The organism is Anoxybacter fermentans (assembly GCF_003991135.1).
In the GTDB taxonomy this organism is placed as follows: domain Bacteria; phylum Bacillota; class Halanaerobiia; order DY22613; family DY22613; genus Anoxybacter; species Anoxybacter fermentans.
Genome location: NZ_CP016379.1, coordinates 105,968 through 130,426, shown reverse-complemented (window position 1 = coordinate 130,426; position 24,459 = coordinate 105,968). Strand labels below are relative to the sequence as shown.

Sequence of the window (24,459 nt, the reverse complement as noted above, 5' to 3'; positions counted from 1 at the left end):
GAGGGATTCGTAAGTTATAATTTGTCAACCATAAACCCCATGATTCATTTGGCGGTAAACCACCTTTGCAGATTACAGACTCCACTTGCCTTATTTCGACTGAAACCGAACTTTAGATAATTCGAAAAATTTCTTTTGAAGCGAAAAATTAGCTTTTGCAGCAAAATCATAGAATGGTTTTAAATTACTACCTACCCCTATTTTCTAGAAAACTTCATATTTCATTTGACGCTACCTTCTAAAAAAGCAATACCAGATTGATATCGCTTTCACAGATTCACAATTTCATATTCTCCTTTTCCAATAAAAATTATCAATGCTTTTTTCAAATTCTTTTTATCTCTAAATACATTACTGTCAGCATATTCTCTTAACTGAGCCAGCCCCTCTTCTCTAATCCGTTCCAATTGGTCTTTTTCTCTTCTTTTTATATATTTCAACTCCCACAACCACTCATACTTAACATCAACAAAACCAATATCCTTTTCAAGAAAAATATCAATATATCCATTTTCAACTTCTCTTTCACTAATTGGTTTATAAATATTGCTCTGAATCAAAAAGCTAATTAGAATAACCTTCAAATATTTTTCATCAAACTTCATCAAATCACGATTAGATAAAACCTTTAAAACATTCTTACTAATAAACTCTATATACGGTTTTATTTCTCCATCATAAGCCATAGCTTCTATTGCTGTTTTCAATTCCTCCTCTTTTAATACCAACTTATACTCTTCAGTCAATTTCTGTTCAAAGTACTCCCAAAAGACTGTTTTAATCACAAAATTGGGTATTTTCAATAAAAGGCGTGTCCTGATCTTTTGATCAATGGTCAAAAGTCCTAGATAAAAGAGAAGAGAAACAAAGTATTTCTGATCATACATCCTATCAAAGGAGAACTTTGAAACAATATCTGCTGTTATCTTCTCATTCTTAATAATATTCTCCATAATTTCACGATTGGCTTTATTTTTAACCAAACGATTTAACCTACCATAATCAGTTTTCACATTATCAGCAATTAGCACTTTTGGAGGTTTTTTATGTCTCAACCATTGGTCAAAATAATAAAAAATCATATCCGGATTATAAACCCGTTTACTACAGTCTTCATTAAATAGATACCCATTATAATATTCCTCTAAAAGCTTCTTTAATCTTTTATGATCTAATACATCTTCACTAATTTTAATCTGTTTAATGATCTCTTCTACTTCCTCTTCTGTAAAACCCAACATTTCATTGGTAACAGGGTCCATAGTAATATTTAAAATAATATTAAAACCACTGGTTAAATCATCTAACATAATGGGCGAAATTCCAGTTATAAATATCCTATCAATAACACCCTGAGTTCCAATTTTTATAGTCTCATAAAAATCCCGGACAAAAACGCTGGCACGCACAATATTCTGATAATATATCTCATCTCCCATAGCAATAATATCATTGGCAAAATGGTCATATTCATCAATGATTAAATAAATTTTTTTATCAATTTTTCTTACCGCATTATAGACAATTTCTAACATGTGTTTTAAGTCTGTTTCTTTTTCTAACCTGTAAATGATCTCTTCTGGATGATTAAAAAACCGGTAATAGCTTTCAACAAACTGAATTAACCCACTCAATACAGTTTTTCTAAATGATTCTTCCACATTTCCTTTTGAATCAGTTTTTAACCCGGAAAAATTGAGTTTTAAAACTGCAAACTTATTTCTCAAATCAGTAGGATTCTTTCCGATATATAACCCCCCAAATAACCTTTCAAACTGGGAACCTCTATTAATGTCATAGTAATGTTCCAAAGTTGAAAGAAAAAGAGACTTCCCAAAACGTCTCGGCCTTATAAAAAAAAGATATCTTCCTATTTCTTCTAATTGCTCTATATATTTTGTTTTATCAACATATAAATATCCCTCTTTACGGATAACCTCAAAATCTGATATACCATACGGGAGCTTCAATATTTTCACTCCTTTAAATAAAATTATTCTATATACTCCTTCTCTATCAGGTTATTATTCCCTGCTTAGTAAAATCATTTCATCCAAATCAAAATTTCCGCACAAATAACCCGGGCCAGGAATAAAAAACATCACCATATAAAGCCAAAATATCTGAACCCATCGATAATAAATGTAGCTGCAAAATAAATCAATACTACCCCAAAAACAGCAACCAATCCCCGATACATCTTATCATTTAAAACTTTCCTTCCAAAAGCCACAATCCAGGCTACAAAAGAATACCAGATAAGATCAGAAAAAATATGACCAAAATAAAATGCACTTACACCCATAATTCCCTGTTTAGATGCATTTGCCAGATAAGTCATCCCAACAGTTGCCCACCAGAGAATCCAATAAGGATTAGAAGCACTGACAATAGCTCCAGGTAAGATCAATCCGGATACCTTTCCTTCCTTAGGAGACGCATCTTCAATGGAAATTTCCTTTTTTATAGCAGCTTTGATCATTCCATATCCCATCCAGAAAAGGACACTACCACCTATAATTCCAACCACTGCAGTAAAAGTGGAATTAGCAAACAACTTACTCAAACCAAGAATCATCAAAATAACCAATGTCAATTCCAAAAGAGCATGGCCAAATACCAAAAGAGGCCCGGCAATAAATCCTCTTCTAAGACTACTATTAATAACATAAGTTAAAAGCGGGCCAGGCATCATAGCTCCAGAAAGCCCTATAATAAATGCTGAAACAAACAATTCTAGTATCGACATCGATTAGCCCTCCTTATACCTTCAATTCACTATACCTATTATATTTGACCAAACAATATTTAACCCCTTTAAAAATCAAATAAAAAACACCCAGACAATCTACCCCCTATGTAGATCATCCAGGCGTTCTTAAATCCTCAAATTATGTTGGTGTTTGTTATTTATTGTAACAAAGATTTAATGTCAGGTCAATAGTTCTGCAAATTTTCAGAAAATTAAAATTATTTCCTTTCCTTCCCCCAACATACAAAAAAGAACAGCTAACAAGCTGTCCTCATCTTTAGACACTATTCGCAACTATACCTTTAGACTTTATCATTTTTATTCCTAACTGAGCCAGATCACGGGCAGCATTGGGTTTTGCATAACGTCTCATCCGTTCACTCATCTCTTTTAACCTTTCTGGATTATCCATCAAAGATTGAACAATAATCTTTAGTGAATACTTCCGGCTAGTCTTAAATGCCAACCCGTGATTTAAAAGGAAATCTACATTCTCCTCTTCCTGGCCTGGAATAAAGAAAGGTATTACAATTGGTATCTGTTTTAAAAGTGCTTCTGTTGTGGTCAAACCACCCGGCTTGGTAACCAAAACATTAGCAATGGACATCAGTTCAGAAACCAACCGTGTATAACCCAAAACCCGCACATTTTCCTCAAGATCTCTCTTTTTAACTACCTGATCCAACTTTTCTTTTAAAGCAGAATTTCGCCCAGTTACAGCCACAATCTGAAAATCACCCTTAAGCTCAGCCAATTCGCATAAAAAATCTTTCATATTCCCAGCGCCAAAACTACCGCCCATCAATAAAATGGTAAATTTATCTTTAAGCTTCAATTCTTGACGTACTTTATCCAAGTCCCGGGGCTTTAAGAAATCAGGATTGACAGGAATTCCAAATGGATAAACTTGACTTATATCTGCACCTTCTTCTTCTAAAAGATATTTCAAATCATCTGCTGCCACTACATACGCATCAATCCCAGGTTTTACCCAGGAAGCATGAGTTGTATAATCTGTTAGAACCGCCATGATAGGAATATCAATCTTTCCTATCTCTTTTAATCGTGCTGCTGCCATCAATGGAAAAGGATGAGTACCAACGATAAGGTCCGGTTTATGTTCATCAATCAATTGTTTAATTTTATTTTTAAGCAGTGAATTAATAATAGTTGCATGTTCCTGGTTCAGATATGGTGTATCGGTCAGTTTATAAAGTTTACCATAAGTTCTGGGAGTATATTTAGCTGAATTCTCATATCCCTCAGAGATTATTTTATCCAAAAGAGGACTAACGGTTCGGATTCCATCAATAATAACCCCTTCACATCCTTCTTCTTTAAACGCTGTGGCAATGGCCCGGGCTGCACTATTATGCCCACCACCTGTCGAAGCAGTAAGAATCATCACCTTACTCATCGCATCTCCCTCCTTTGCAGTACCACTACCCATATATTATACTGCCATACTTAAAGATTATATTCAAGGACATAATGATTTGTTAAATAATCTTCTTCAATTTTTTAAAAAAACCTTTTTTAGCAGTGGGGAAATTCTCTATTTCCAAAAAAAATGTGCAAACGTTTTCGCAATTTTTGCAGGGAATTACCCTTTTATGTCGAAACAATTTTACAGAATAAACTGTATTAGAATAGGAGGAATATTAAATGAAAGAAACTCAGAAACTGCCTCGTGTGGCCTATTTTTGTATGGAATACGGCTTACATGAAGAATTTCATCTCTATGCCGGTGGATTGGGAATTCTTGCCGGCGACCACTTAAAGGCCGCAAAAGATTTGGATCTCCCTTTAGTAGGGATTGGCCTCCTTTGGAGACAGGGATACACCCGCCAATTAATCGGAGAAGACGGAAAACCTTATGACTGTTACCACAACTATGAATACGACTTTTTAAAAGACACCGGTGTAACAGTCAGTGTTAAAATCCGCGGTGAAGAAGTTAAAGCAAAGGTCTGGAAAGTTGATAAATACGGTAATGCACCTCTTTATTTATTGGATACTAATCTACCTGACAACCCCGGTAAATGGATCACAGGACAGCTTTACGGCGGATTCAGCGAAACCCGAATTGCTCAAGAAATGATCCTGGGTATTGGTGGAGTTCGTGCTCTCCGCAAGCTGGGTATTGATGTAGATGTTTACCACTTTAATGAAGGCCATGCTGCTTTAGCAGGTCTGGAGTTAATCCGTGAAAAAATGGAAAAAGGTCTGTCCTTTGAAGAGGCCTGGGAAAAGACCCGCAAAGAAATCGTCTTCACCACTCATACTCCGGTAAAAGCCGGTAATGAAAGCCATTCCTTAGAAACCTTAATATATATGGGTGCCAATAATGGTCTAACCTTAGATCAAATGGTTCAGATCGGTGGCGCACCTTTTAACATGACAGTAGCTGGTTTACGTCTCTCCCGGATTGCCAATGCTGTAGCCCAACTTCACGGTCAGACTGCACGGAAGATGTGGGCAGATGTAAAAGATAGTGCACCTATTATTGCTATTACCAATGGTGTTCACCACGGCACCTGGGTTGACCCAAGGATTCAGAAAAATCTAGAAAATGACGATGATCTCTGGAATGCCCATATGGAAATTAAAAAAGAATGTATCGGATTTATCAAAGAACGGACCGGTGTAGAACTGAACCCTGATGCTCTCCTCATCGGTTTTGCACGTAGGGCTGCTCCATATAAACGGAGTGATTTGATTTTTACCAATCCTGAAGTGATTGACCCATTATTAAAGGATGGAAAAATTCAGATTGTTTTCTCCGGTAAAGCACATCCATTAGATGATACCGGAAAAGCTATTGTAGCCAATCTGGTTAAGATGATGAAAAAATATCCAAAGAGCGTCGTCTTTATTGAAAACTATGACATCTCCATCGGCCGTATGCTGACAAGAGGTACCGATGTCTGGTTAAATAATCCACGCCGACCCATGGAAGCTTCGGGTACTTCCGGTATGAAAGCAGCCATGAACGGTGTTCTAAACCTCTCTACCCTGGATGGATGGTGGCCAGAGGCATGCGAACACGGAGTCAACGGCTGGCAGTTTGGTGATGGATACGAAGGAGAAGGGCAGGATGAGCATGACTTACGGGCCCTTTATAAAGTTCTTTTAGAAGAGGTTGTTCCAACCTATTATGAAGACCGGGCCAAATGGATTAAGATGATGCGGGCCAGTATTAAATCCACCTATGAAAAGTTCTCTGCTACCCGGATGGTTAAAGAATACTATGAACGGCTGTATACCAACAGATAAACATAAAAACCTCAGGACTGTTGAATTACTTCAACAGTCCTTTTTCATTTATTCAATCTTGATAGTAACACCCCCCGGTATCTGGTCAATCTCTTTTTGGGAAAACACTTCTATATCCTTCCAATCAAAACCCAAACTGTTAAAAGTTCTTACATTCTGAATTAAGTGTTTTTTACCATTAATTATAAAGTAAACTGCAGCCTTATTACTTTTAACAAGTCTTCCCTGTTTTATCATTTGAGGAGAAGTTAAATACCTTATTTCTTGCTGAAGATGTTCTTTAACAATATCCATCATTTTTTCTAATCTATTTTCAAATCTGTGCTGACTTATTGTTCTCTTATATCCATTAGTTGCTATTCGATTTCTCTCTTCTACATGATCTATATAATAGATAATTTTTTCCACTAAATCATCTTTATCTTTAAAAGTAATAAGCTCATTTTCTAAATCAAAATAATTCTTTAAACCTGGTCGAAAATTTGCTAACTGAAACGCTTTACAGGCAGCAATATCAAATGTTCTATTATTTGGAGACTTAGCTTTAATTCCTTCAGTATTCAGATTTTGACCAACAACAATATGCTCAGTATCACCGCGATGAATATTTAAATTAATTTTTGCTCCATTATAATACTTTCTGATTTCATCAGGCCCTAAGGGGTAACCTATTAAATCTGCATTTTCCGGTAAATGTTTATTCCAATGGGGACCGATAATTTTAATATGCATTTCAGGCAATCTGGAATATAAAAATTTTATAATCTCCACCCGTTTTGGAAATGGTGAACCAACAAAACAAATATCTGATCGATATTTTTCTGGTGGATTTTCTGGATAATAATACCGGGTCTGAACTCCTAAAGGTAAATAATAAACCTTATCAAAACCGTAGCGTTCATAAACCGATACACATTCTTTTTCATTGGTAAACACAAAATCATAACTATAAAGTCTTTGCTTACTGGCATCTATATCATATGGATCATCAACAAACCAAATACCCATCTTTACTCCATAATTTTTAATTTTCTGTACCACTGATTCTGACATATTAACTCCGTGGATGGTAAATACAAAATCTGGAAAGAACACTTCTATAGCTGCAAATAATTGTGATTGCCAATCTATATCTTTATTCAATTGAAAAACTTTTGTTTTATGAGAAATTGATTTGAGTGAAGTTGAAATAAACTGATCAATAAACCGATGTGGATAACTATGATTAAAACCTGAGGTAATATATAAAATTTTCAATTTTTTCATCTCTCCTTCCTGAATAGAACTCCTGATCCATGAATGACAGAAAGCTATTATAATAAATTTCGTCCAACACCAAAATATTGAAATCCCATCTTTTTAAGTTTTTGAATGCGGTCATTATCAAACATATTTCTTCCATCCACTAATATCGGTTTTATCATATAACTTTTTATCTTTTCATAATCCAGATCCAAAAATTCTTTCCATTCAGTTACAATAATAAGTGCATAAGACTGATAACTTACCTGATACGGCTCTTTAGCAAATTCGATCTGATCTTTTAAAAGCTCTTTTGCTACCTTATTAGCTTTAGGATCATAAGCAATCAATTCCGTACCTTCTTTTACTAAAGATGTAATCAACTTAAGGGCTGGTGCATTTCTCATATCATCAGTTCCTGGTTTAAAAGAAAGCCCTAAAATTCCAATTCTTTTTCCCTCCAGATTTCCTAAAACTTCTTTTACTTTTTTTATAACAAGCTCTGGTTGAAGTTCGTTTACTTTTAAAACTGCTTTTAACAAATGGGGTTCATAAGTTATCACTCTCTTACAAAAGGCAATCATTGCCTTTAAATCTTTTGTAAGGCATGGACCCCCAAACCCCAATCCTGCTTGCAAATAATTGTTACCAATCCGATGATCTAATCCAATTCCGTAAGAAACTTTACTAATATCTGCGCCAACCCTCTCACAGATGTTTGCTATCTCATTAATAAAAGAGATTTTCATCGCTAAAAAGTTATTGGACGCATATTTGATCAACTCTGCATCTTCATTACTTACCAGAAGGATAGGACAACTAAAGGTTTGATAAAGTCGAGCCACATTCTTTGCTTTTTTAAAAGAATCTGCACCAATTACAATCCGGTCAGGATTCATAAAATCATAAATGGCGTTTCCTTCCCGTAAAAATTCGGGATTAGATATAACTTCAATGAGATCTTGCTCAATTTTTTCTTTCAACAATTCCTTGACCTTTTTTGCTGTTCCTACTGGTACTGTACTTTTTATAATTATCATTTTATATGTCTTTACATAACTATTAATCTGATCTATAACCCGAAATAATGACGTTGTATCCGCTTCTCCATTATTCCTGGAAGGAGAACCAACACAGATAAAAATATAATCAGAGTTTTCAATAACTTCCTCTACTGATATTGTAAATGATAATCTATTTTTATTTTTCGTAAACATTTTTGCTAAACCCAATTCAAAAAAAGGTACAATTCCCTGTTTTAGTTTTACAATCTTTTCTTTATCTATATCATGGCAGATTACTTTATTGCCTAATTCTGCAAAACAAACACCAGTTATTAATCCTACATAACCACACCCTATAATACCAATCTTATATTTATCCATAATCTTCACCCTTTACTTCTTTTACAATTTGCTCTACTCAGGTAAATAGTTTTCTATAAACTAATAGGATTACCGGTGGGTATTTTATCAACTTCGCTTTGGGGCAATATTTTTACATCTTCCCAACGAAAATTAAGACGATTAAAGACATCCGTACTGGTTATAAGATGTTTTTGACCATTATAGACAAAATATACAGCAGATTTTTCTCCTTTAATTAACTGGCCCTGTTTTAAAACCTCTGGAGAGTATTTTACTTTAAAAAAATCTATCTTTGCTAGATTAAAATTACCTTTTTTTAACTGTTTTTGAGTTTCCAACTTATATTCCTGATATTCCGAATATAATTGTTTTTCCTTATCACTACCCCCCAAATGAATCCCTACAACATCCATTAAATATCCTGTTAGCAACCCATGACTCATAGCCCGACGATTATATTCTCCATCAATTCCCCCATAATAGATATTTTCAACATATCCCCCCAACTTCTCATATGTGGACCGGGGCATAGCTACACAGAAACCTGCTACATCAGGAACTTCCTGAATCGTAAAATTGCCAAACTTTCGTTCATATTCTGGGCGAAATACATTATAAGGGTCTTTTCTAGAAAAACTTCCCCAATACTCCTTTTCTAAATTGATAGATAACCAACCTACATTAGGAATAATATCTATAGCCTCTATTAATTTAGTTAACCATCCTTCTGGCACAATAACATCATCATCTAATCCAATAATATACTCTCCTTTGCTTAAAGCAAATCCATAATTAGCAGCCTTCCCCTTGCCTTCATTATTGTTAAAATAAATAATGTGAGAAATCTGAGGTCTATTTTCAATTTCTTTAAGATATTCAACTGTACCATCAGTACTCCCATTATCTATAAGAATCAGTTCATAATTTGGATACAAGGTATTTTTAAAAATTGATTCAATAGTCTGACGGGCAAATTCCAGACGATTACAAGTAACGATCACAATTGATGCCAATTTTTCCATAATTATTTTACCCCCTATATTATATCTACTATCATTATATGTTTAATTAAATATTTTGTGTCTAATTTTATATAAACACACTTTTTATAAAGTATCATATAATGATAAATAAAGTTGCTTAAAGGAGAGATGACAATGGATAATAATGTAGATATTATAATTGTTAATTATAATACCTGTTCTTTTCTGAAAAAGTGTATTAAAAGTATTGAAGAGCATACCCGTTACCCCTATCGTCTGATTATCATTGACAATAATAGTAAAGATGGAAGTAAGGAATATCTTGATAGATTGAAGCAAAAAGGAGTCACTGTCATCTATAACAATGAAAACCTTGGAACTTCCAAAGCCTGGAATCAAGGAATCAAGATAGGAAAAGGCAAATATATTCTCTTTTTAAATCCTGATATATTGGTAACACCTTACTGGTTGACAAAGATGGTTGCCTGTGCAGAAAGTGATAAAAAAATAGCGGTTGTAGGTACTAAACAGGTTGATCAAAATGGTAACATTATTTATGCAGGAGTAATAGAAAAAGATGGACAGTATATTTTCCGGGGTAGAGGAGAAAAGGATGAACCAACAAAATATAATCAAATCTGTGACTGTGCTACTGTCTCAGGTGCATGTTATCTAATTAAAAGAGAATATCTATCTAAAATCGGCTATTTTGATGAAAGATTTTTCATGTATGCGGAAGAAACAGATTATTCCTATCGTGCCAGATTATTGGGATATAGAGTAGTATATTGTCCTGTTACCATAATTCATTATAGAGAGGGCACACCCATAAATCCTGAAAAAAGATACCAAATGCGTCAAAAAAGTGATAAAATTTTTAATGAAAAATGGGCAGGTTCCAGAGAACTAAGAAAGCTCTTAATCTCCCCCGAAGTATTAAAAAAAAGTCAGTTAATTAAAGGAAAAAAAGCTTCAGTATATCTCTTCTATAATGGTCAAAAACACCTGATACCTAATAAGGACATCTTCAACCGTCTCAATCTTCGGTGGGAAGATGTAAAAATATTGCCCCAGAGCGAAGTTGATAAAATACCGACCGGTATTACCATTTACATCTAAAAAGCAAAGAGCTAATTTTTCGCTTCATAAAGAAATTTTTCGAACCATCTAAAGCTCGATCTCACTAAGATGGTTTAACGAAAAATTTCTATTTAGCTCAAAATTAGCTCTTTGCAGTTTTACATTATCTTTACCAAAAAAAGCATAATTTCTAATTTTTCTTTTTTCGTTTGTATTCTTCATAAAATTTTTGATCTTCTTCACATAAAAATTCCAGCCCCGCTCTCTTCAAATTCTCTAAAACCTCCAAACGATATTCCGCATACTCTGTATATCTTTTAGATAAAGAACAGGTAGGATGATCAATATGGGTACCGGTTGCATTGTCAATCTGGCCAATTATATACCCCTTTTGTTTTGCTTTAAAACAATATAGGCCATCTTCAGTGAACATTACATTGTCAAAAGGTCCTAAATCCTCATATGTCTCTCTGGTAAAGGCCATATTACATCCACCGATATTGACCAGATTAAGAATCACCCCATTAATTATATTTTCAGGTAAAAATCCCGCCCTTTGACCATCTTCCATAAGTTCCCCAAAAACCGCTACCTGTAATAAAGATTTGGGAATCCTTTTTAATCCATCGATAAGAGCAGTAAGCCAACCGCGATTATAAACCATATCATTATCACTCCGGATAAGATAAAATCCTTTAGCATGCTTAATTCCCTCATTAGTGGCATACCCTGCCCCATAATTTTTATCCAACAAAATCAGTTTTTCAATTATTCCCCTGTTTTTTAAATCGGTCAAATATTCAACTGTCCCATCTGTAGAATTATTATCAACTACAATAATTTCATAAGGACGATAGATGGTTTTTTTTAGAATTGATTGAAGACATAATCTGGTATAACCCAGACGATTTCTTGTAATAATGATAATACTGGCAAGTCGACTATCCAATTTCCCCACTTCCCTTAAACCATTTCTTCTTAAACAATCGGCAACTTCTTTGATGAATCCGCTGTCTTTGCTTAAAACTAATTGGTGCCCCATCTTTAAAATGAACAATTGTCACAGGACAATAAACAACCCGTAACCCCAATGCTCTAGCCCTAAAAGAATAATCGGTCTCTTCTGCATACATAAAAAATCTTTCATCAAAATACCCGATCTTTGAGATATACTCTCGTTTAATCAAATAACAGGCTCCGCAAACATCTATACAATCACAGACCTGATCAAACTTACCTGGATCGTCTTTTTCACCTACACCCCGGTAAATAGCCTGACCGTCTTTTTCAACCACACCTGCATGGATAATAATACCATTAGCATTAATCTGTTTATTACCAACAACCGCTATTCTTTTATCACTTTCAGCACAAGCCACCATTTTTGTTAACCAACCAGGAGTTACCAGGGTATCGGGATTTAAAAAGACAATATACTTACCCTTTCCACTTCGAATCCCTTGATTCCAGGCTTTAGCGCAGCCCAGATTTTTTTGATTATAGATAACTGTAGCCCCCTTTTGTTGCAATTTATCAATAAACGCCCTGCTTCCATCTCTACTGTTATTATCAATAATAATTAGATGATAGGGGTAATGGGTATACTCTTTAATACTTTTAATACACCCTTCCAGAAAGGAACGGGTATTATAATTGACAACTACAATATCTGCGTACTCTTTCACCTTTTTCCCCCTTTTCAACTACTTTTTTGTCTGACTTTTAAAATTCTGCTCTGATTCGCTAAGATAATTTGCTGTTCTTCCATAACCCTTAAAATATCATTAACCCGATCATCCCATTCTTCACCAACTATCGCTTTCTTTCTCTTTCTTTTCTTCCACCAGGTCTCACCTTCCCAGGCTTCCCGTAAAAGAAACACAAATTCCTCATAATTCTTAGCGATATAAACAACATCTTTAAATTGACTAATTTCAGGTAAATCTACACTTACCACCGGTTTACCTGCTGCCAGATACTCATATAATTTAACTGGATTTGTAGATAAAGTTAACTTATTTTTCTTAAATGGAATCATGGCCACCTGAAAGTGCCTTATATATTTTGGTAACTCAAAGTAAGATTTTTCACCTAAAAAATACGTATTGGGTTTTTTCTTTAAAGAATCTATATCTACTGTCGACTGTCCAATAAAGACAAAGGAAAATTCAGGAAGTTGATCAACTGCATAGGATAATAAATCCAGATCCAACCAGTCAGCAATAGCTCCATGATAACCTATAATTGGTTGAGAAATCATAGCTATATCCTCAGGTATTTCCAATTTTTTTGACATAGCAAAATGATTTTTATCAACTCCATTAGGAATAAGGATAGTCTTTTGATTAAACTGACTTAATTTTTCTTTAAGCATTTTGGAAGTGGTAAAAATTAAATCAGCTGATTGGGCCAGCTCTTTTTCCATATCTTTTAAATCCGGACAGTACTCTTTTAAATCCGAAAAATTTTCATACGAGTCCATACAGTTATAAATTACATATTGCCGATCGAAAAAGGGAATAATCTTTTGCCAATAAGGAACATCTACCCACAAAATAGGGTTTAAAATATTCAGTTTAGCAAAAATCTGATAGATTGATGTAATTATCTTTTGACGATTTTCAAAGAAGGGTAAGAGATGATATATATTTTCTTCTCCGTCCAGTGAAAAAGAAAAGATATTATAATCTACTTTCTCCAATCTCCCTCCTCTCTGACAAATATTATTTATATAAAGAATTCGATACCCATTTTTAGCTAATCTATTACAAATCTGCTGAGGACGTTGATACCTAAACTGCCATGGAATTACTCCAAAGACAACAATATCCCTGGTTTTCCTCCTTTTTGGTGAACCTGCCAAAACATCATGCCATTTCTCTATAAAGCGCTTTTGGCTTTGTTCAAAATAATAATTTCTTTTAAGACGATCCATGGGATTTTCTTTATCCAGACTTCCCTCATGATAATGAATTACTTTTACGTTAGGGCAATATACTACCCGATATCCTTTTTCCAGCATACGGAGGGAAAGATCTGTTTCTTCAAAATAGAAGAAATAATTCTCATCAAAGGCTCCTACTTTTTTCAGCACATCACGTTTGATCAAATAACATGCACCGCCCACATTATAACAATCTTCAACTTTATCATATAGACCTTTCCGGTCAGGTTTTAACCATCCCCTTGGCGAACAGACTGAATCTAATTCTGTTACTCCTGCACCAACAATAAGTCCTTTTTCATTCACCATTTTCGGTCCAACAACTCCAATCCTTTCATCTGCCCTTGCCGTTTCTATCATTGTTTTTAGCCAGTTTTTACTCACTTTAATATCACTATTTAAAATTACTACAAACTCTCCATCCCCGGCCATAATCCCTTGATTGACAGCTTTTGCATAGCCTTTATTTTCTTTATTTTCAATAAGTGTGATATTATTTAATGTCTGAAGATAAAAAATACTCTCATCACTACTACCATTATCAACCACAATAATATGATGAGGATAAATAGTATTCTTTTTTATTGATTGAATACATTCTTTTAAATATGAAAAGGTATTATAATTAACTATCACAATATCCGCCCATCGAGAAAAGTTTTCAGATTGGGGTGATGGTGAATTGCTAACTACATCTGTTGGAAATACAGTTTTTTTTGAAGACGAATTTCTAATGAAAGATATAATTCTGGCCCAATTCTCCTTTAATAAAGCAATTTTTTGTGCTTCCTGTATTATCTGCTTTTGATAATTAAATTTCTTTAAAAAAGCCAAGAGTGTAAACGGAAATTGGGTAAGATTAAAATAAGAATATGCTAGTACTGTCTTATCTGGAATAAAATATTGCTGATACCTAACGATCATTTTTTCTTCTACAATAATTGGTATCTGCTTATACATCATAAATAAAATAAAATCTAAATCCGATTTATCCATATCATCAATAATTATTAAATCAATTTGGTCAAGCCTATTTTCAAAATATAATTTTAAATTTGTTTGTAAATTTAAATGTTTAATAAAAGAATTCTGATTATCAGTAATTAAAACTGCAGAATATAAAAAAATGTGAATTTGATAAAATGAGTTATAAATCCTTTTTATTTGATCTATAACTAAATTTATTCGTTCTTTAACTGTATTCCTGGCAAATATTAATATATTTAATTTGGCATCACTCTTAACCATGGATAATCACCTCTTTAATATAAACAGCTAGAACTTTTAAAGAAAAAAATACCTAACTTTGCATCATAAGAGCAAATTTCCAGATTGTTGAAAAAGAGGAGGTGCACATAACTTGCTCCCACAGAGAAACAAAAACTAAATATAATTTCTTCCGCTACCGGACACTCCACCATCCTGGCTGCGCGTCCTTATAAGTCAAGGCTTCCGCCCTCCTGGCTTTAAGCCTTGACTTATACACTTCAAAAATTATATTTAGTTTTTCTGGCAGTGCACTGGCAAGTCTCTAAATCTCTAAAAAAGAAAGATTTGTCAACAAGCTTAAATTTCTCTATTCTCTTCCGAAAAATTAACTGTTTTTATCTATATCTTATGCTGAAAAGAAAATATAGGTGCAGAATATGTAACAATTGTCTGAAATATATATATCTTATTATATAACAGCTAATATTAAGAAAAAATTTGTTGTCCACAGCTATATAATTTTACTGGCATAAAAAAATTTGCGACATTGTCGCAAAATCTATGATTAAACTGCAAAAAGCCAATTTTGAGCAACATAGAAATTTTTCGTTAAACCATCTTAGCGAGATTGAAGCCGAACTTTAGATGGTTCGAAAAATTTCTCCTTAAGCGAAAAATTAGCCCTTTGCAGTATAACCATCTATAAGTTTATTTTATTCATGCAATCTAACAAAGCATATTTCCAATCCCTCATAACAAAACCATAAGTCTCTTCAAGATTAAAATTCTTTAAAACTGAATAAACAGGTCGTTTAACAATACCACCGTACTCCTTTGATGTTACTGGCCTTAAGTTAATATCCATACCCTTTATTTCAAAAATAGTTTTTGCAAATTCATACCACGAACATGAACCATTATTAGAAACGTGATATATGCCGTAAAAAGGCTTTTTGATAATTTCCTTAATAGCTATAGCCAGATCCTTTACATAAGTGGGAGTACCTATCTGATCACAGACAACAGATAACATTTTTTGTTCACAGGCAAGCTTTATCATAGTTTTAACAAAATTATTCCCATCTTCACTAAAAAGCCAGGAAGTCCGTATGATAAAATATTTTTGCAGTATTGATTGGATAATCTCTTCTCCTGCCAATTTCGAGCGGCCATATACATTAATTGGATTAGGAGGATCAAACTCTATATAGGGCTGTTTTTTCTCCCCATCAAATACATAATCAGTACTTATATAGACTACTCTAGAATCACATTCCCGGGCTGCAACGACTATATTTCTTGTTCCAATTCCATTTACCAGATAAGCTTTCTCAGGATCTAACTCACATCCTTTAACATCGGTAAATGCTCCACAATGAATAATCAGATCTGGATTAAGTTTTGTAACTTTTTTAAAAGTAGTTAAATGATCTGTAAAATCCAAATCCCTACGCCCCCAGGCATAAACATCATAATTTTTTTGCAAAATCTCAGATAGTGCCCTTCCCAACTGGCCCCTACTACCTGTAATCAACACTTTCATTTTTATCACCTATTTCAAATACATGATTATTACTGCAAAAAGCTAATTTTGAGCGATATAGAAATTTTTCACTAAACCATCTTATTGAGATCGAAGGAGAAATAAAGCCTCATCACAGGAGGTGATGAGCTAATCAAGTTGCTAAAATCGAGCTTTAGACGGTTCGAAAAATTTTTCCTTAAGTGAAAAATTAGCTTTTTGCAGTATAACCATACATATTTGTGCTCTTAATCCGCTTCCACCAGTGTTTATGGTTTTTATACCATTGAATTGTCTTTTTAATTCCATCTTTAAAGTTATATTTAGGAATCCAGCCAAGATCCTGCCTGATTTTTGTTGAATCAATAGCATATCTCCGATCATGGCCCGGTCGGTCTTTCACAAATTTGATTAAAGACCCGGATTTTCCTAACTCCTCAAGTATAATCCGGGTAATTTCCAGATTGGTCATTTCATTGTTAGCACCTATATTATAAATCTCACCATTTTTTCCCCTATGAAGAACCAGATCGATTGCATGACAATGGTCTTCTACATAGATCCAATCTCTTACATTTAAACCATCACCATATAAAGGAAGCTCTTTTTCCTCTAAAGCGTTGGTTATAAATAAAGGTATTAATTTTTCAGGAAACTGATATGGGCCATAGTTGTTAGAACATCGGGTTATATTTACCGGTAATCCAAAAGTTCTATGATAGGTTCTGACTAGCAAATCAGCAGATGCTTTACTCGCAGAATAGGGACTATTAGGAGCAAGGGGAGATTCTTCAGTGAATAACCCCTTAGGACCTAATGAACCGTACACCTCATCAGTAGAAATTTGAATAAATTTCTTTACCCCGTATTTTCTTGCTGCTTCTAATAAAACCAGTGTACCTGTAATATTGGTTTTGACAAAAATTCCCGGGTCATAAATACTACGGTCCACATGGGATTCAGCAGCAAAATTAATAATACAATCCACACCATCGCCGACTATCTTATTAACCAATTTCTGATCAGCTATATCTCCTTTAATAAATTGATAATTTGGTTTTTTCTCAATACCGACTAAATTCTCTAGATTACCGGCGTAAGTCAAAAGATCCAGGTTTATAAAAAAATAATCAGGATATTTGTTGACCATATAGTGCAAAAAATTGGAGCCTATAAATCCAGCTCCACCAGTTACAAGCACCTTTTTAAACATTTTACCCCACTCCTTACCCATCTTTACGACTCCAATCATAGGGGATATCATTTTGATGAGGGTCTATTCTATATTCATCTGGATTATCATAATTATACTTTTCTGTCGGAATATTTATAAGGATAGCTTCTTCTGTACCGATACATTTAAAGCCGTGGAAAACATAAGGAGGAATCTGGAGCATAATAGGATTGTATTCACCCATAAAAAATTCATTGATTTCATCATAAGTTGGCGAATCCTTTCTGCCATCATATAATACCACTTTCATCATCCCTTTAACAACCGCAAAATGATCTATCTGTTTTTTATGATAATGCCAGCCTTTAACGACCCCCGGATATGCAGTTGTCATATAAACTTGCCCAAAGCTAATAAAAAGATCGTCATCCTCTCTTAATATTTCCATTAATCTTCCCCGTTCATCGGGAATTATTTTTAATTTTTTGGTCTTAACTCCCTCAATCATCTTATCTTCCTCCTCATGCAGTAGTAATGGATTCTGCAACAATTGAAGTAGCCCTATATAAACTTTCGAACTTTCCCGCATCAATCCAATATCCTTTTAGATAATACGCTTTTAATGAATTCTGCAAAATAAAAGCATTATTTACATCAGTTATCTCTAACTCCCCTCGATCAGACGGTTTTAGAGCTTTTATAATCTCAAAGACCTGAGAATCGTATAAATAAATACCTGTCACTGCAAAATTAGATTTTGGGTTTTCTGGCTTCTCTTCAATCTTTTTAACTTTACCATTTTTAATCTCTGCAATTCCAAACCGTTCCGGGTCTGAGACTTCTTTTAAAAAGATTCCTGCCTTTAGCTTAGAATTTAAAAAGTCTGTTACAGCATCTTTTAAGTTATCTTCAATGATATTATCGCCCAAAATCACCATCATTTTCTCATTTCCTATAAAATCTTCTGCTAAGCCTAATGCCTGAGCAATCCCTCCGGCTCCTTCTTGATATCTATAGGTGAGTTTTACTCCAAACTCTTCACCGCTACCCAATAATTTGATCAACTCACCTACACTCTCTCCTCCCAATACTACCATAATATCTGTAATACCCGTTTTTTTCATTGTCTCAATGGGGTAATAGATCAGTGGCCTATTATATACCGGAAGTAAATGTTTATTAACTACCTTCGTTACTGGATAAAGTCTGGAACCAGTTCCGCCAGCTAAAATAACGCCTTTCATTTTAATCACCTCTCAGTTTTACAAAGCTAAAAACCATTCTTTATAATACTAACTATATGAAACTGAAATATTTTTTGTTCAACAAAAAATCCCCACTCACCAACCTGGTGAATGGGGATTAACTATACTCTTTTTTATTCGCTCTTTAAACTCGGTGCAGGTACTACAGCACCTTTGTATTTCTCCAGAATAAAGTTTTTAACCTCTTCAGATACCAGCACTTCTGCCAGAATCCTAAGTTTTGGATTGTTAACATCTTCTTTTCTTACTGCCAGTACATTTACATATGGTGATTTGCTGTTTTCCAAAATCAGTGCATCTTTCAGCGGAACTAGGCCTGCTGACAAAGCATAATTGGTATTAATTATTGCCCCATCAACATCAGGAAGTGCCCGGGGAAGCTGAGCTGCCTCTAATTCATGAAACTTTAACTCAAACGGATTTTCTACAATATCCAACGGAGTTGCCTGTAACCCAGCTTCTGGATCTAACTTAATCAGGCCATAAGCTTGAAGGAGAAGCAAAGCCCGTCCTTCATTGGTAGGGTCATTGGGAATAGCTATAACTGCCCCTTTCCTCAAATCCTTGATATTATTAATCTTCTGAGAGTAAAAACCGATTGGTTCAATATGCACACCAGCAATATAATCCAGATTCAGACGGTGATCTTTGCTAAAAGTAGTCAAGTAAGGGATGTGTTGAAAATAATTAGCATCCAATTCACCTTCCGCCAAAGCCAGATTTGGCTGTACATAGTCATTAAACTCAACTATTTTGAGTTTAATACCCTTCTCAGCAAGAATGGGCTTAATAAATTCCAGAATCTCAGCATGTGGGACAGGAGTTGCTCCTACTTTCAGTACATCACCTGCCCTAACACATCCTGCCAAATAGACAACAAACAACACTACAACCAATAACCGCAAAAACTTGTTCATTCTCTTCAACTCCTTTACTTAATTTTTTTATTTATGGTTAAACCGCCGTGCCAGGCGATTTCCCATCCACTGTATTCCTTGAACCAGAAGAACTAACAAAATTACAGTTTCAAGCATAATATCTCCACGAAAGCGCTGATAGCCATACCGGATTGCCAGATCTCCCAATCCACCACCGCCGATGGCACCAGCCATTGCTGAATATCCCACAAGACTAATAGTAGTAATGGTCATTCCCAGAATCAGAGATGGCAAAGCCTCAGGGATTAGTACTTTTAAAATAATCTGTAGCCTGTTGGCCCCCATAGCCTGGGCTGCTTCGATCACTCCAACATCAACTTCTTTTAAACTTGTCTCTACAATCCTGGCCACGAAGGGAATGGCTGACACCGTTAATGGTACTATAGCTGCGGATGTACCGATAGATGTACCTACAATGGCCCGGGTTAGAGGAATTATCGCTATCATCAGGATGATAAAGGGTACCGAACGGGCAACATTGACCAACCAACCCAGGAATAGGTTCAACCAACGAAGCTCAAATATATGTCCCTTTTCTGTTACAACTACCAATACTCCCAGAGGAATTCCAAGTAATGATGCAAATGTTACAGAAACTCCGACCATGTATAAAGTCTCCCTTAAGCCCTCCATTAATAATGGTAGATGCTTAGAGAGCTGCGCGTACATTACTACCATATCTAAGCACCTCCACCTTAAGCTCCTTTTTCAATAACTCACTTATTGCCTGACGGATTTTATTTTCATCTCCCTCAACTTTTATCACTAGCTCACCAAACGATTCATCGTGTAGTTGCTTAATATTTCCAGCCAAAATATTCACCGTAAGCTGATATCTTTGAATCAATTGGGAGATAACTGGCTCTTTGGCTGATGGCCCGATAAAAATCACCTTTAATACCCAGCCTTCACCTACTCCGTTTAAAATCTCCGGATCCAGTTTTAGCTTTACCTGCCCCAATAGTTCCCGCGTAATCGGCGATTTAGGAGCAACAAAAATCTGATTTACTTCTCCTACTTCCAGAATCTGACCGTTATCCATAACCGCTACCCGATCACAGATCTCCCTAATTACATCCATTTCATGGGTAATGAGAACCACTGTTAATCCCAACTGCTGATTGATCTCTTTAATTAATTTTAAGATAGATCTAGTAGTTGCAGGGTCCAGAGCTGATGTGGCTTCATCACAGAGAAGTACTTTTGGTTCATTGGCTAAAGCCCGGGCAATTCCTACCCGCTGTTTTTGCCCTCCGCTTAACTGTGCTGGATAGTGATCAGCCCTATTGCTTAATCCAACCAATTCCAAAAGCTCCTTAACTCTTTTCTTTCTCCTTTCTTTTGGTACCCCAACAATCTCCAGAGGAAACTCCACATTCTCCGCTACTGTCCGGGAAGAAAGTAAATTAAAATGTTGAAAAATCATTCCGATTTTTTGTCTGGCCTTACGTAGCTCCCGCCTTGCAAGACCGGTTAACTCGACTCCATCCACAAAAATCTGCCCTGCTGTAGGAACTTCCAGTAAATTTATACAGCGAATTAAAGTACTTTTACCAGCCCCACTGGCACCGATAATTCCAAAAATTTCACCCTTCTTAATAGTCAGGTTAACCCCCTTAACCGCCTCTACCTTTTCATTACCTTCATATACTTTGTATAAATCTTTTATCTGAATCAATTATTTCGCCTCCCTCTATATACCCTTAAATGACAAAAAAAATACTCTCCGTCAGGAGAGCATTATCAATCGAGTAAATTAATTACTCATCTCTCCTGATGCATAACATCAGGCAGGAATTGGCACCGTACCCTAAACTATCAGGCCGGTTGCCGGGCTTCATTGGGCCAGTCCCTCCACCACTCTTGATAAGTAATTTTGGCCTTACTATTCACTTTTAAGGGGTGGTTTAGTACTTTAAGGGGGTGCTACTTTAAAAGCTTGAAGTAAAACATTTATCTATAAGATAACACAGTATAGCTTGCTTGTCAAGTCAAAAAAGTAGCTTTGAAAAAAAAAATTCTTTAACTAAAAAGTTCTGTACTCAGATATCTCTCACCTGTATCAGGTGCAACTACTACCACCCGTTTACCCTCTCCTAATTCTCGGGCCACCTGTAGAGCGGCAAATACTGCTGCACCAGAAGAAATACCACCTAAAATCCCCTCTTCTCTGGCCATTCTTCTGGCTGTTTCCATAGCTTCTTCATTAGAAACCTGAATAACCTGATCTATAAGTTCTACACGTAAATTTTTTGGAATAAATCCTGCACCAATTCCCTGAATTTTATGTGGGCCCGGTTTTCCTCCTGAAATAACGGGAGAGTCGGCAGGTTCCACAGCCACAATTTTTACACCTTCTACTTCTGCTTTAATAATCTCTCCTACACCGGTCAGAGTACCGCCCGTTCCTACTCCGGCCACAAAAGCATCTAATTTACCCTCAGTATCACGGAGGATCTCCCGGGCAGTAGTTTTACGATGAACATCGGGATTAGCTGGATTATCAAATTGTTGGGGCATAAAATAGTTATCATGAGTTTCTACCAATTCCTTAGCTTTCTCAATAGCTCCCGGCATTCCCTTATCTCCAGGAGTAAGAATAAGTTCAGCACCATAGGCTTTAAGAAGCTTACGTCGCTCGATACTCATAGTTTCTGGCATGGTCAAAACCACTTTATAACCCAGTGCCGCACCTATAAGGGCAAGACCAATACCGGTATTACCACTTGTGGGTTCCACAATAGTTCCACCCGGCTTTAATTTTCCAGATTTCTCAGCTTCCTTTATCATATTCCAGGCAATTCTGGTTTTAACACTTCCGCCGGGATTAAATTCTTCCAACTTAACAACCACTTCTGCACTTCCCGGCTCCACCATCCGATTCAATCTGACCATAGGTGTGTTTCCAATCAACTCGCCAACATTATTAGCAATCATCATAATTCCCCTCCTACTCTTTAATTTCTAGTATTCCTATATGTTTTTATGCAAATATTTTATCAAATTCAGAAAGTCCTGTCAAGAAAATTAATTGACCCTCTGGGTGAAAACTATTTCATAATTTATCAGTTGATTTTACTGCAAAAAGCTAATTTTTCGCTTCAGAAGAAATTTTTCGAACCATCTCAAGTTCAATTTCAGCCGAAATCTCACTAAGATAGTTTAACGAAAAATTTCTATGCCGCTTAAAATTAACTTTTTGCAGTTTAATCATCAGTTATTTTTCCACACTTTATTTTGAATCACCCTGTTTTTTTAAAAAAAAATGAGGTACTGTTTTAGTACCTCACTCCCTTTGTATTAACCTACTCCAAGACGTTTTAAAACCAGCTGATAACCATCAGCACCATAATTCAAACACCGTTTAACCCGGCTGATGGTAGCTGTACTTGCGCCAGTTACTTTGGCAATCTCTTCATAAGTAGCTCCTTCTTTTAACATCTTTGCTACTTCAAGGCGTTGAGCAATAGATTTGATCTCATTGACAGTACAAATATCTTCAAAAAAACGATAACACTCCTCCTCATTTTCTAAAAGTAGGATTGCTTTAAATAATTGGTCTGTAAATCTATCTCTTAACCGTTCATTCACCCTGGCACTCCTCCTTTGCTTACCTTTTTACACCTATACCTCCAGGATGAAAGGAACGCAAAACATCAATGTTTTGCGTCCCATCCCAATTTAGATATTACATAATTTCGCTTATTTCAAAACAAATCCTTCTTTATTCTACTGAAAAACTTTTTAACCCATAACCATGGCCATGATAGCCATTTCAACATGCATCCGGTTCTCAGCCTGATCGTAAATGGATTGACCACGTGGATCACGAGCTACATCCAGAGTAATCTCTTCACCATAGTGAGCAGGTAAGCAATGGAGAACAATACAATCAGGTTTAGCAAGCTCAAGGAGTTCTAAGTTAACCTGATATGGTTTAAAAACTTTAACTCTCTCTTCATATTCAGCTTCCTGACCCATACTGGTCCAGACATCGGTATAAACAACATCTGCATCTTTTGCAGCTTCTTTAGGATCTTCAACAATTTCAATAGTAGCACCGGTAGCTTTTGCATCTTCTCTCGCCATTTTAACAACTTCTTCTTTTGGCCAATAATTCTTTGGACTGGCAATGACAAAATCCATACCTACTTTAGCACAGGCAAACATCAAAGAATTAGCCACATTATTACCATCACCAATAAAGGCCATCTTTAAACCTTTAAAAGTTCTTTTCTTTTCATAAACTGTGAAAATATCTGCAAAAGCCTGGCATGGATGGCTGAAATCAGAAAGACCATTAATAACTGGTACAGTCGCATATTTAGCCAGTTCTTCTACATCTTTATGATCAAATACACGGGCCATAATTCCATCTACATAACGGGAGAGAACTTTAGCAATATCTTCAGTTGTTTCCCGCTTACCAAGTTTAATATCATCTGGACCTAAGTAAACTGCATGACCTCCCAATTTTGTCATACCAACTTCAAAAGAAACCCGGGTTCTTAAGGATGGCTTTTGGAAAATCATGCCCAGAGTCTTACCAGCTAAAAGTTCATGCTTTTGACCTCTTTTCTCTTCCAGCTTGAGCTGCTCTGCAGTTTTAAGAACCTGCCATACTTCCTCAACGCTCCAGTCATGAATGGTCAGCAGATGTTTACCTTTTAAATTTACTGCCATTTCTGCCCACTCCTTTTCTAAATT

At 35.4% G+C, this 24,459-nt stretch carries 21 protein-coding genes and 1 riboswitch; of the genes, 2 read left to right on the top strand and 19 right to left on the bottom strand.

The features are described from left to right. Positions 1 to 269: 269 nt before the first annotated feature. The 3 genes from BBF96_RS00540 to BBF96_RS00530 all read right to left on the bottom strand — a co-directional run bounded on the left by BBF96_RS00540 (position 270) and on the right by BBF96_RS00530 (position 4,169). Positions 270 to 1,973 carry an ATP-binding protein gene (locus BBF96_RS00540; RefSeq protein WP_127018129.1) on the bottom strand — a complete coding sequence of 568 codons (1,704 nt, stop codon included), beginning with the start codon at positions 1,971 to 1,973 and terminating at the stop codon, positions 270 to 272. Positions 1,974 to 2,101: 128 nt separating this feature from the next. Next, positions 2,102 to 2,749, bottom strand: a complete 648-nt coding sequence (locus tag BBF96_RS00535) for a LysE family transporter (protein WP_127015354.1) — start codon at positions 2,747 to 2,749, stop codon at positions 2,102 to 2,104. Positions 2,750 to 3,029: 280 nt separating this feature from the next. Then, a complete protein-coding gene (locus BBF96_RS00530) occupies positions 3,030 to 4,169 on the bottom strand; it encodes an MGDG synthase family glycosyltransferase (RefSeq protein ID WP_164730822.1) in 1,140 nt (379 codons plus the stop codon). Between the two features lie 248 nt (positions 4,170 to 4,417). On the opposite strand from BBF96_RS00530, the gene glgP reads away from it, so the two are divergent. Then, a complete protein-coding gene (gene glgP, locus BBF96_RS00525; RefSeq protein ID WP_127015352.1) occupies positions 4,418 to 6,028 on the top strand; it encodes an alpha-glucan family phosphorylase in 1,611 nt (536 codons plus the stop codon). Positions 6,029 to 6,076: 48 nt separating this feature from the next. Here the strand turns inward: glgP and BBF96_RS00520 are convergent, their stop codons facing one another. From BBF96_RS00520 to BBF96_RS00510, 3 genes are read right to left on the bottom strand one after another with little or no spacing between them, the layout of a single operon-like run. Next, positions 6,077 to 7,294: a CgeB family protein gene (locus BBF96_RS00520; RefSeq protein WP_127015351.1), complete on the bottom strand. Its 1,218-nt coding sequence runs from the start codon at positions 7,292 to 7,294 to the stop codon at positions 6,077 to 6,079. A 47-nt stretch (positions 7,295 to 7,341) separates the two neighbouring features. Further along, positions 7,342 to 8,655 carry a UDP-glucose dehydrogenase family protein gene (locus BBF96_RS00515; RefSeq protein WP_127015350.1) on the bottom strand — a complete coding sequence of 438 codons (1,314 nt, stop codon included), beginning with the start codon at positions 8,653 to 8,655 and terminating at the stop codon, positions 7,342 to 7,344. 53 nt (positions 8,656 to 8,708) lie between these two features. Then, positions 8,709 to 9,659, bottom strand: a complete 951-nt coding sequence (locus tag BBF96_RS00510) for a glycosyltransferase family 2 protein (RefSeq protein ID WP_127015349.1) — start codon at positions 9,657 to 9,659, stop codon at positions 8,709 to 8,711. A gap of 135 nt (positions 9,660 to 9,794) precedes the next feature. Between BBF96_RS00510 and BBF96_RS00505 the strand changes: the two genes are divergently transcribed. After that, entirely contained in the window at positions 9,795 to 10,739 is a 945-nt protein-coding gene (locus BBF96_RS00505; protein ID WP_164730821.1) for a glycosyltransferase family 2 protein, read from the top strand. Between the two features lie 151 nt (positions 10,740 to 10,890). Here the strand turns inward: BBF96_RS00505 and BBF96_RS00500 are convergent, their stop codons facing one another. The 13 genes from BBF96_RS00500 to argF all read right to left on the bottom strand — a co-directional run bounded on the left by BBF96_RS00500 (position 10,891) and on the right by argF (position 24,435). Continuing rightward, entirely contained in the window at positions 10,891 to 11,649 is a 759-nt protein-coding gene (locus BBF96_RS00500) for a glycosyltransferase family 2 protein (protein ID WP_164730820.1), read from the bottom strand. Beyond that, the gene (locus BBF96_RS00495; protein WP_164730819.1) at positions 11,642 to 12,385 is read right to left on the bottom strand and encodes a glycosyltransferase family 2 protein; all 744 of its coding nucleotides are present in this window, start codon (positions 12,383 to 12,385) and stop codon (positions 11,642 to 11,644) included. Before BBF96_RS00495 ends, BBF96_RS00500 begins: the two co-directional genes overlap by 8 nt. A gap of 14 nt (positions 12,386 to 12,399) precedes the next feature. Beyond that, positions 12,400 to 14,892 carry a glycosyltransferase gene (locus BBF96_RS00490; RefSeq protein WP_127015345.1) on the bottom strand — a complete coding sequence of 831 codons (2,493 nt, stop codon included), beginning with the start codon at positions 14,890 to 14,892 and terminating at the stop codon, positions 12,400 to 12,402. A 661-nt stretch (positions 14,893 to 15,553) separates the two neighbouring features. Next, positions 15,554 to 16,396 (bottom strand): dTDP-4-dehydrorhamnose reductase, encoded by an 843-nt coding sequence (gene rfbD / locus BBF96_RS00485; protein ID WP_127015344.1) that lies wholly within the window; start codon positions 16,394 to 16,396, stop codon positions 15,554 to 15,556. A 190-nt stretch (positions 16,397 to 16,586) separates the two neighbouring features. Continuing rightward, on the bottom strand, positions 16,587 to 17,609 hold the full coding sequence (rfbB, locus tag BBF96_RS00480; RefSeq protein WP_236777853.1) for a dTDP-glucose 4,6-dehydratase: 1,023 nt from the start codon (positions 17,607 to 17,609) through the stop codon (positions 16,587 to 16,589). Next, on the bottom strand, positions 17,602 to 18,057 hold the full coding sequence (locus BBF96_RS00475) for a polysaccharide biosynthesis C-terminal domain-containing protein (RefSeq protein WP_127015343.1): 456 nt from the start codon (positions 18,055 to 18,057) through the stop codon (positions 17,602 to 17,604). The genes rfbB and BBF96_RS00475 overlap by 8 nt, the downstream gene beginning before the upstream one ends. Before the next feature lie 13 nt (positions 18,058 to 18,070). Further along, entirely contained in the window at positions 18,071 to 18,793 is a 723-nt protein-coding gene (locus BBF96_RS00470; protein ID WP_127015342.1) for a sugar phosphate nucleotidyltransferase, read from the bottom strand. A gap of 134 nt (positions 18,794 to 18,927) precedes the next feature. Next, positions 18,928 to 19,731: a MetQ/NlpA family ABC transporter substrate-binding protein gene (locus BBF96_RS00465; RefSeq protein ID WP_127015341.1), complete on the bottom strand. Its 804-nt coding sequence runs from the start codon at positions 19,729 to 19,731 to the stop codon at positions 18,928 to 18,930. A gap of 27 nt (positions 19,732 to 19,758) precedes the next feature. Next, positions 19,759 to 20,430 carry a methionine ABC transporter permease gene (locus BBF96_RS00460; RefSeq protein ID WP_205665671.1) on the bottom strand — a complete coding sequence of 224 codons (672 nt, stop codon included), beginning with the start codon at positions 20,428 to 20,430 and terminating at the stop codon, positions 19,759 to 19,761. Then, on the bottom strand, positions 20,402 to 21,430 hold the full coding sequence (locus BBF96_RS00455) for a methionine ABC transporter ATP-binding protein (protein ID WP_127015340.1): 1,029 nt from the start codon (positions 21,428 to 21,430) through the stop codon (positions 20,402 to 20,404). Before BBF96_RS00455 ends, BBF96_RS00460 begins: the two co-directional genes overlap by 29 nt. Before the next feature lie 83 nt (positions 21,431 to 21,513). Further along, a riboswitch (SAM riboswitch) is annotated at positions 21,514 to 21,625 on the bottom strand. Positions 21,626 to 21,774: 149 nt separating this feature from the next. Further along, the gene (cysK, locus tag BBF96_RS00450; protein WP_127015339.1) at positions 21,775 to 22,692 is read right to left on the bottom strand and encodes a cysteine synthase A; all 918 of its coding nucleotides are present in this window, start codon (positions 22,690 to 22,692) and stop codon (positions 21,775 to 21,777) included. 360 nt (positions 22,693 to 23,052) lie between these two features. After that, positions 23,053 to 23,343: a YerC/YecD family TrpR-related protein gene (locus BBF96_RS00445; RefSeq protein WP_127015338.1), complete on the bottom strand. Its 291-nt coding sequence runs from the start codon at positions 23,341 to 23,343 to the stop codon at positions 23,053 to 23,055. A gap of 153 nt (positions 23,344 to 23,496) precedes the next feature. Beyond that, positions 23,497 to 24,435 (bottom strand): ornithine carbamoyltransferase, encoded by a 939-nt coding sequence (gene argF, locus BBF96_RS00440; RefSeq protein ID WP_127015337.1) that lies wholly within the window; start codon positions 24,433 to 24,435, stop codon positions 23,497 to 23,499. Positions 24,436 to 24,459 lie beyond the last annotated feature (24 nt).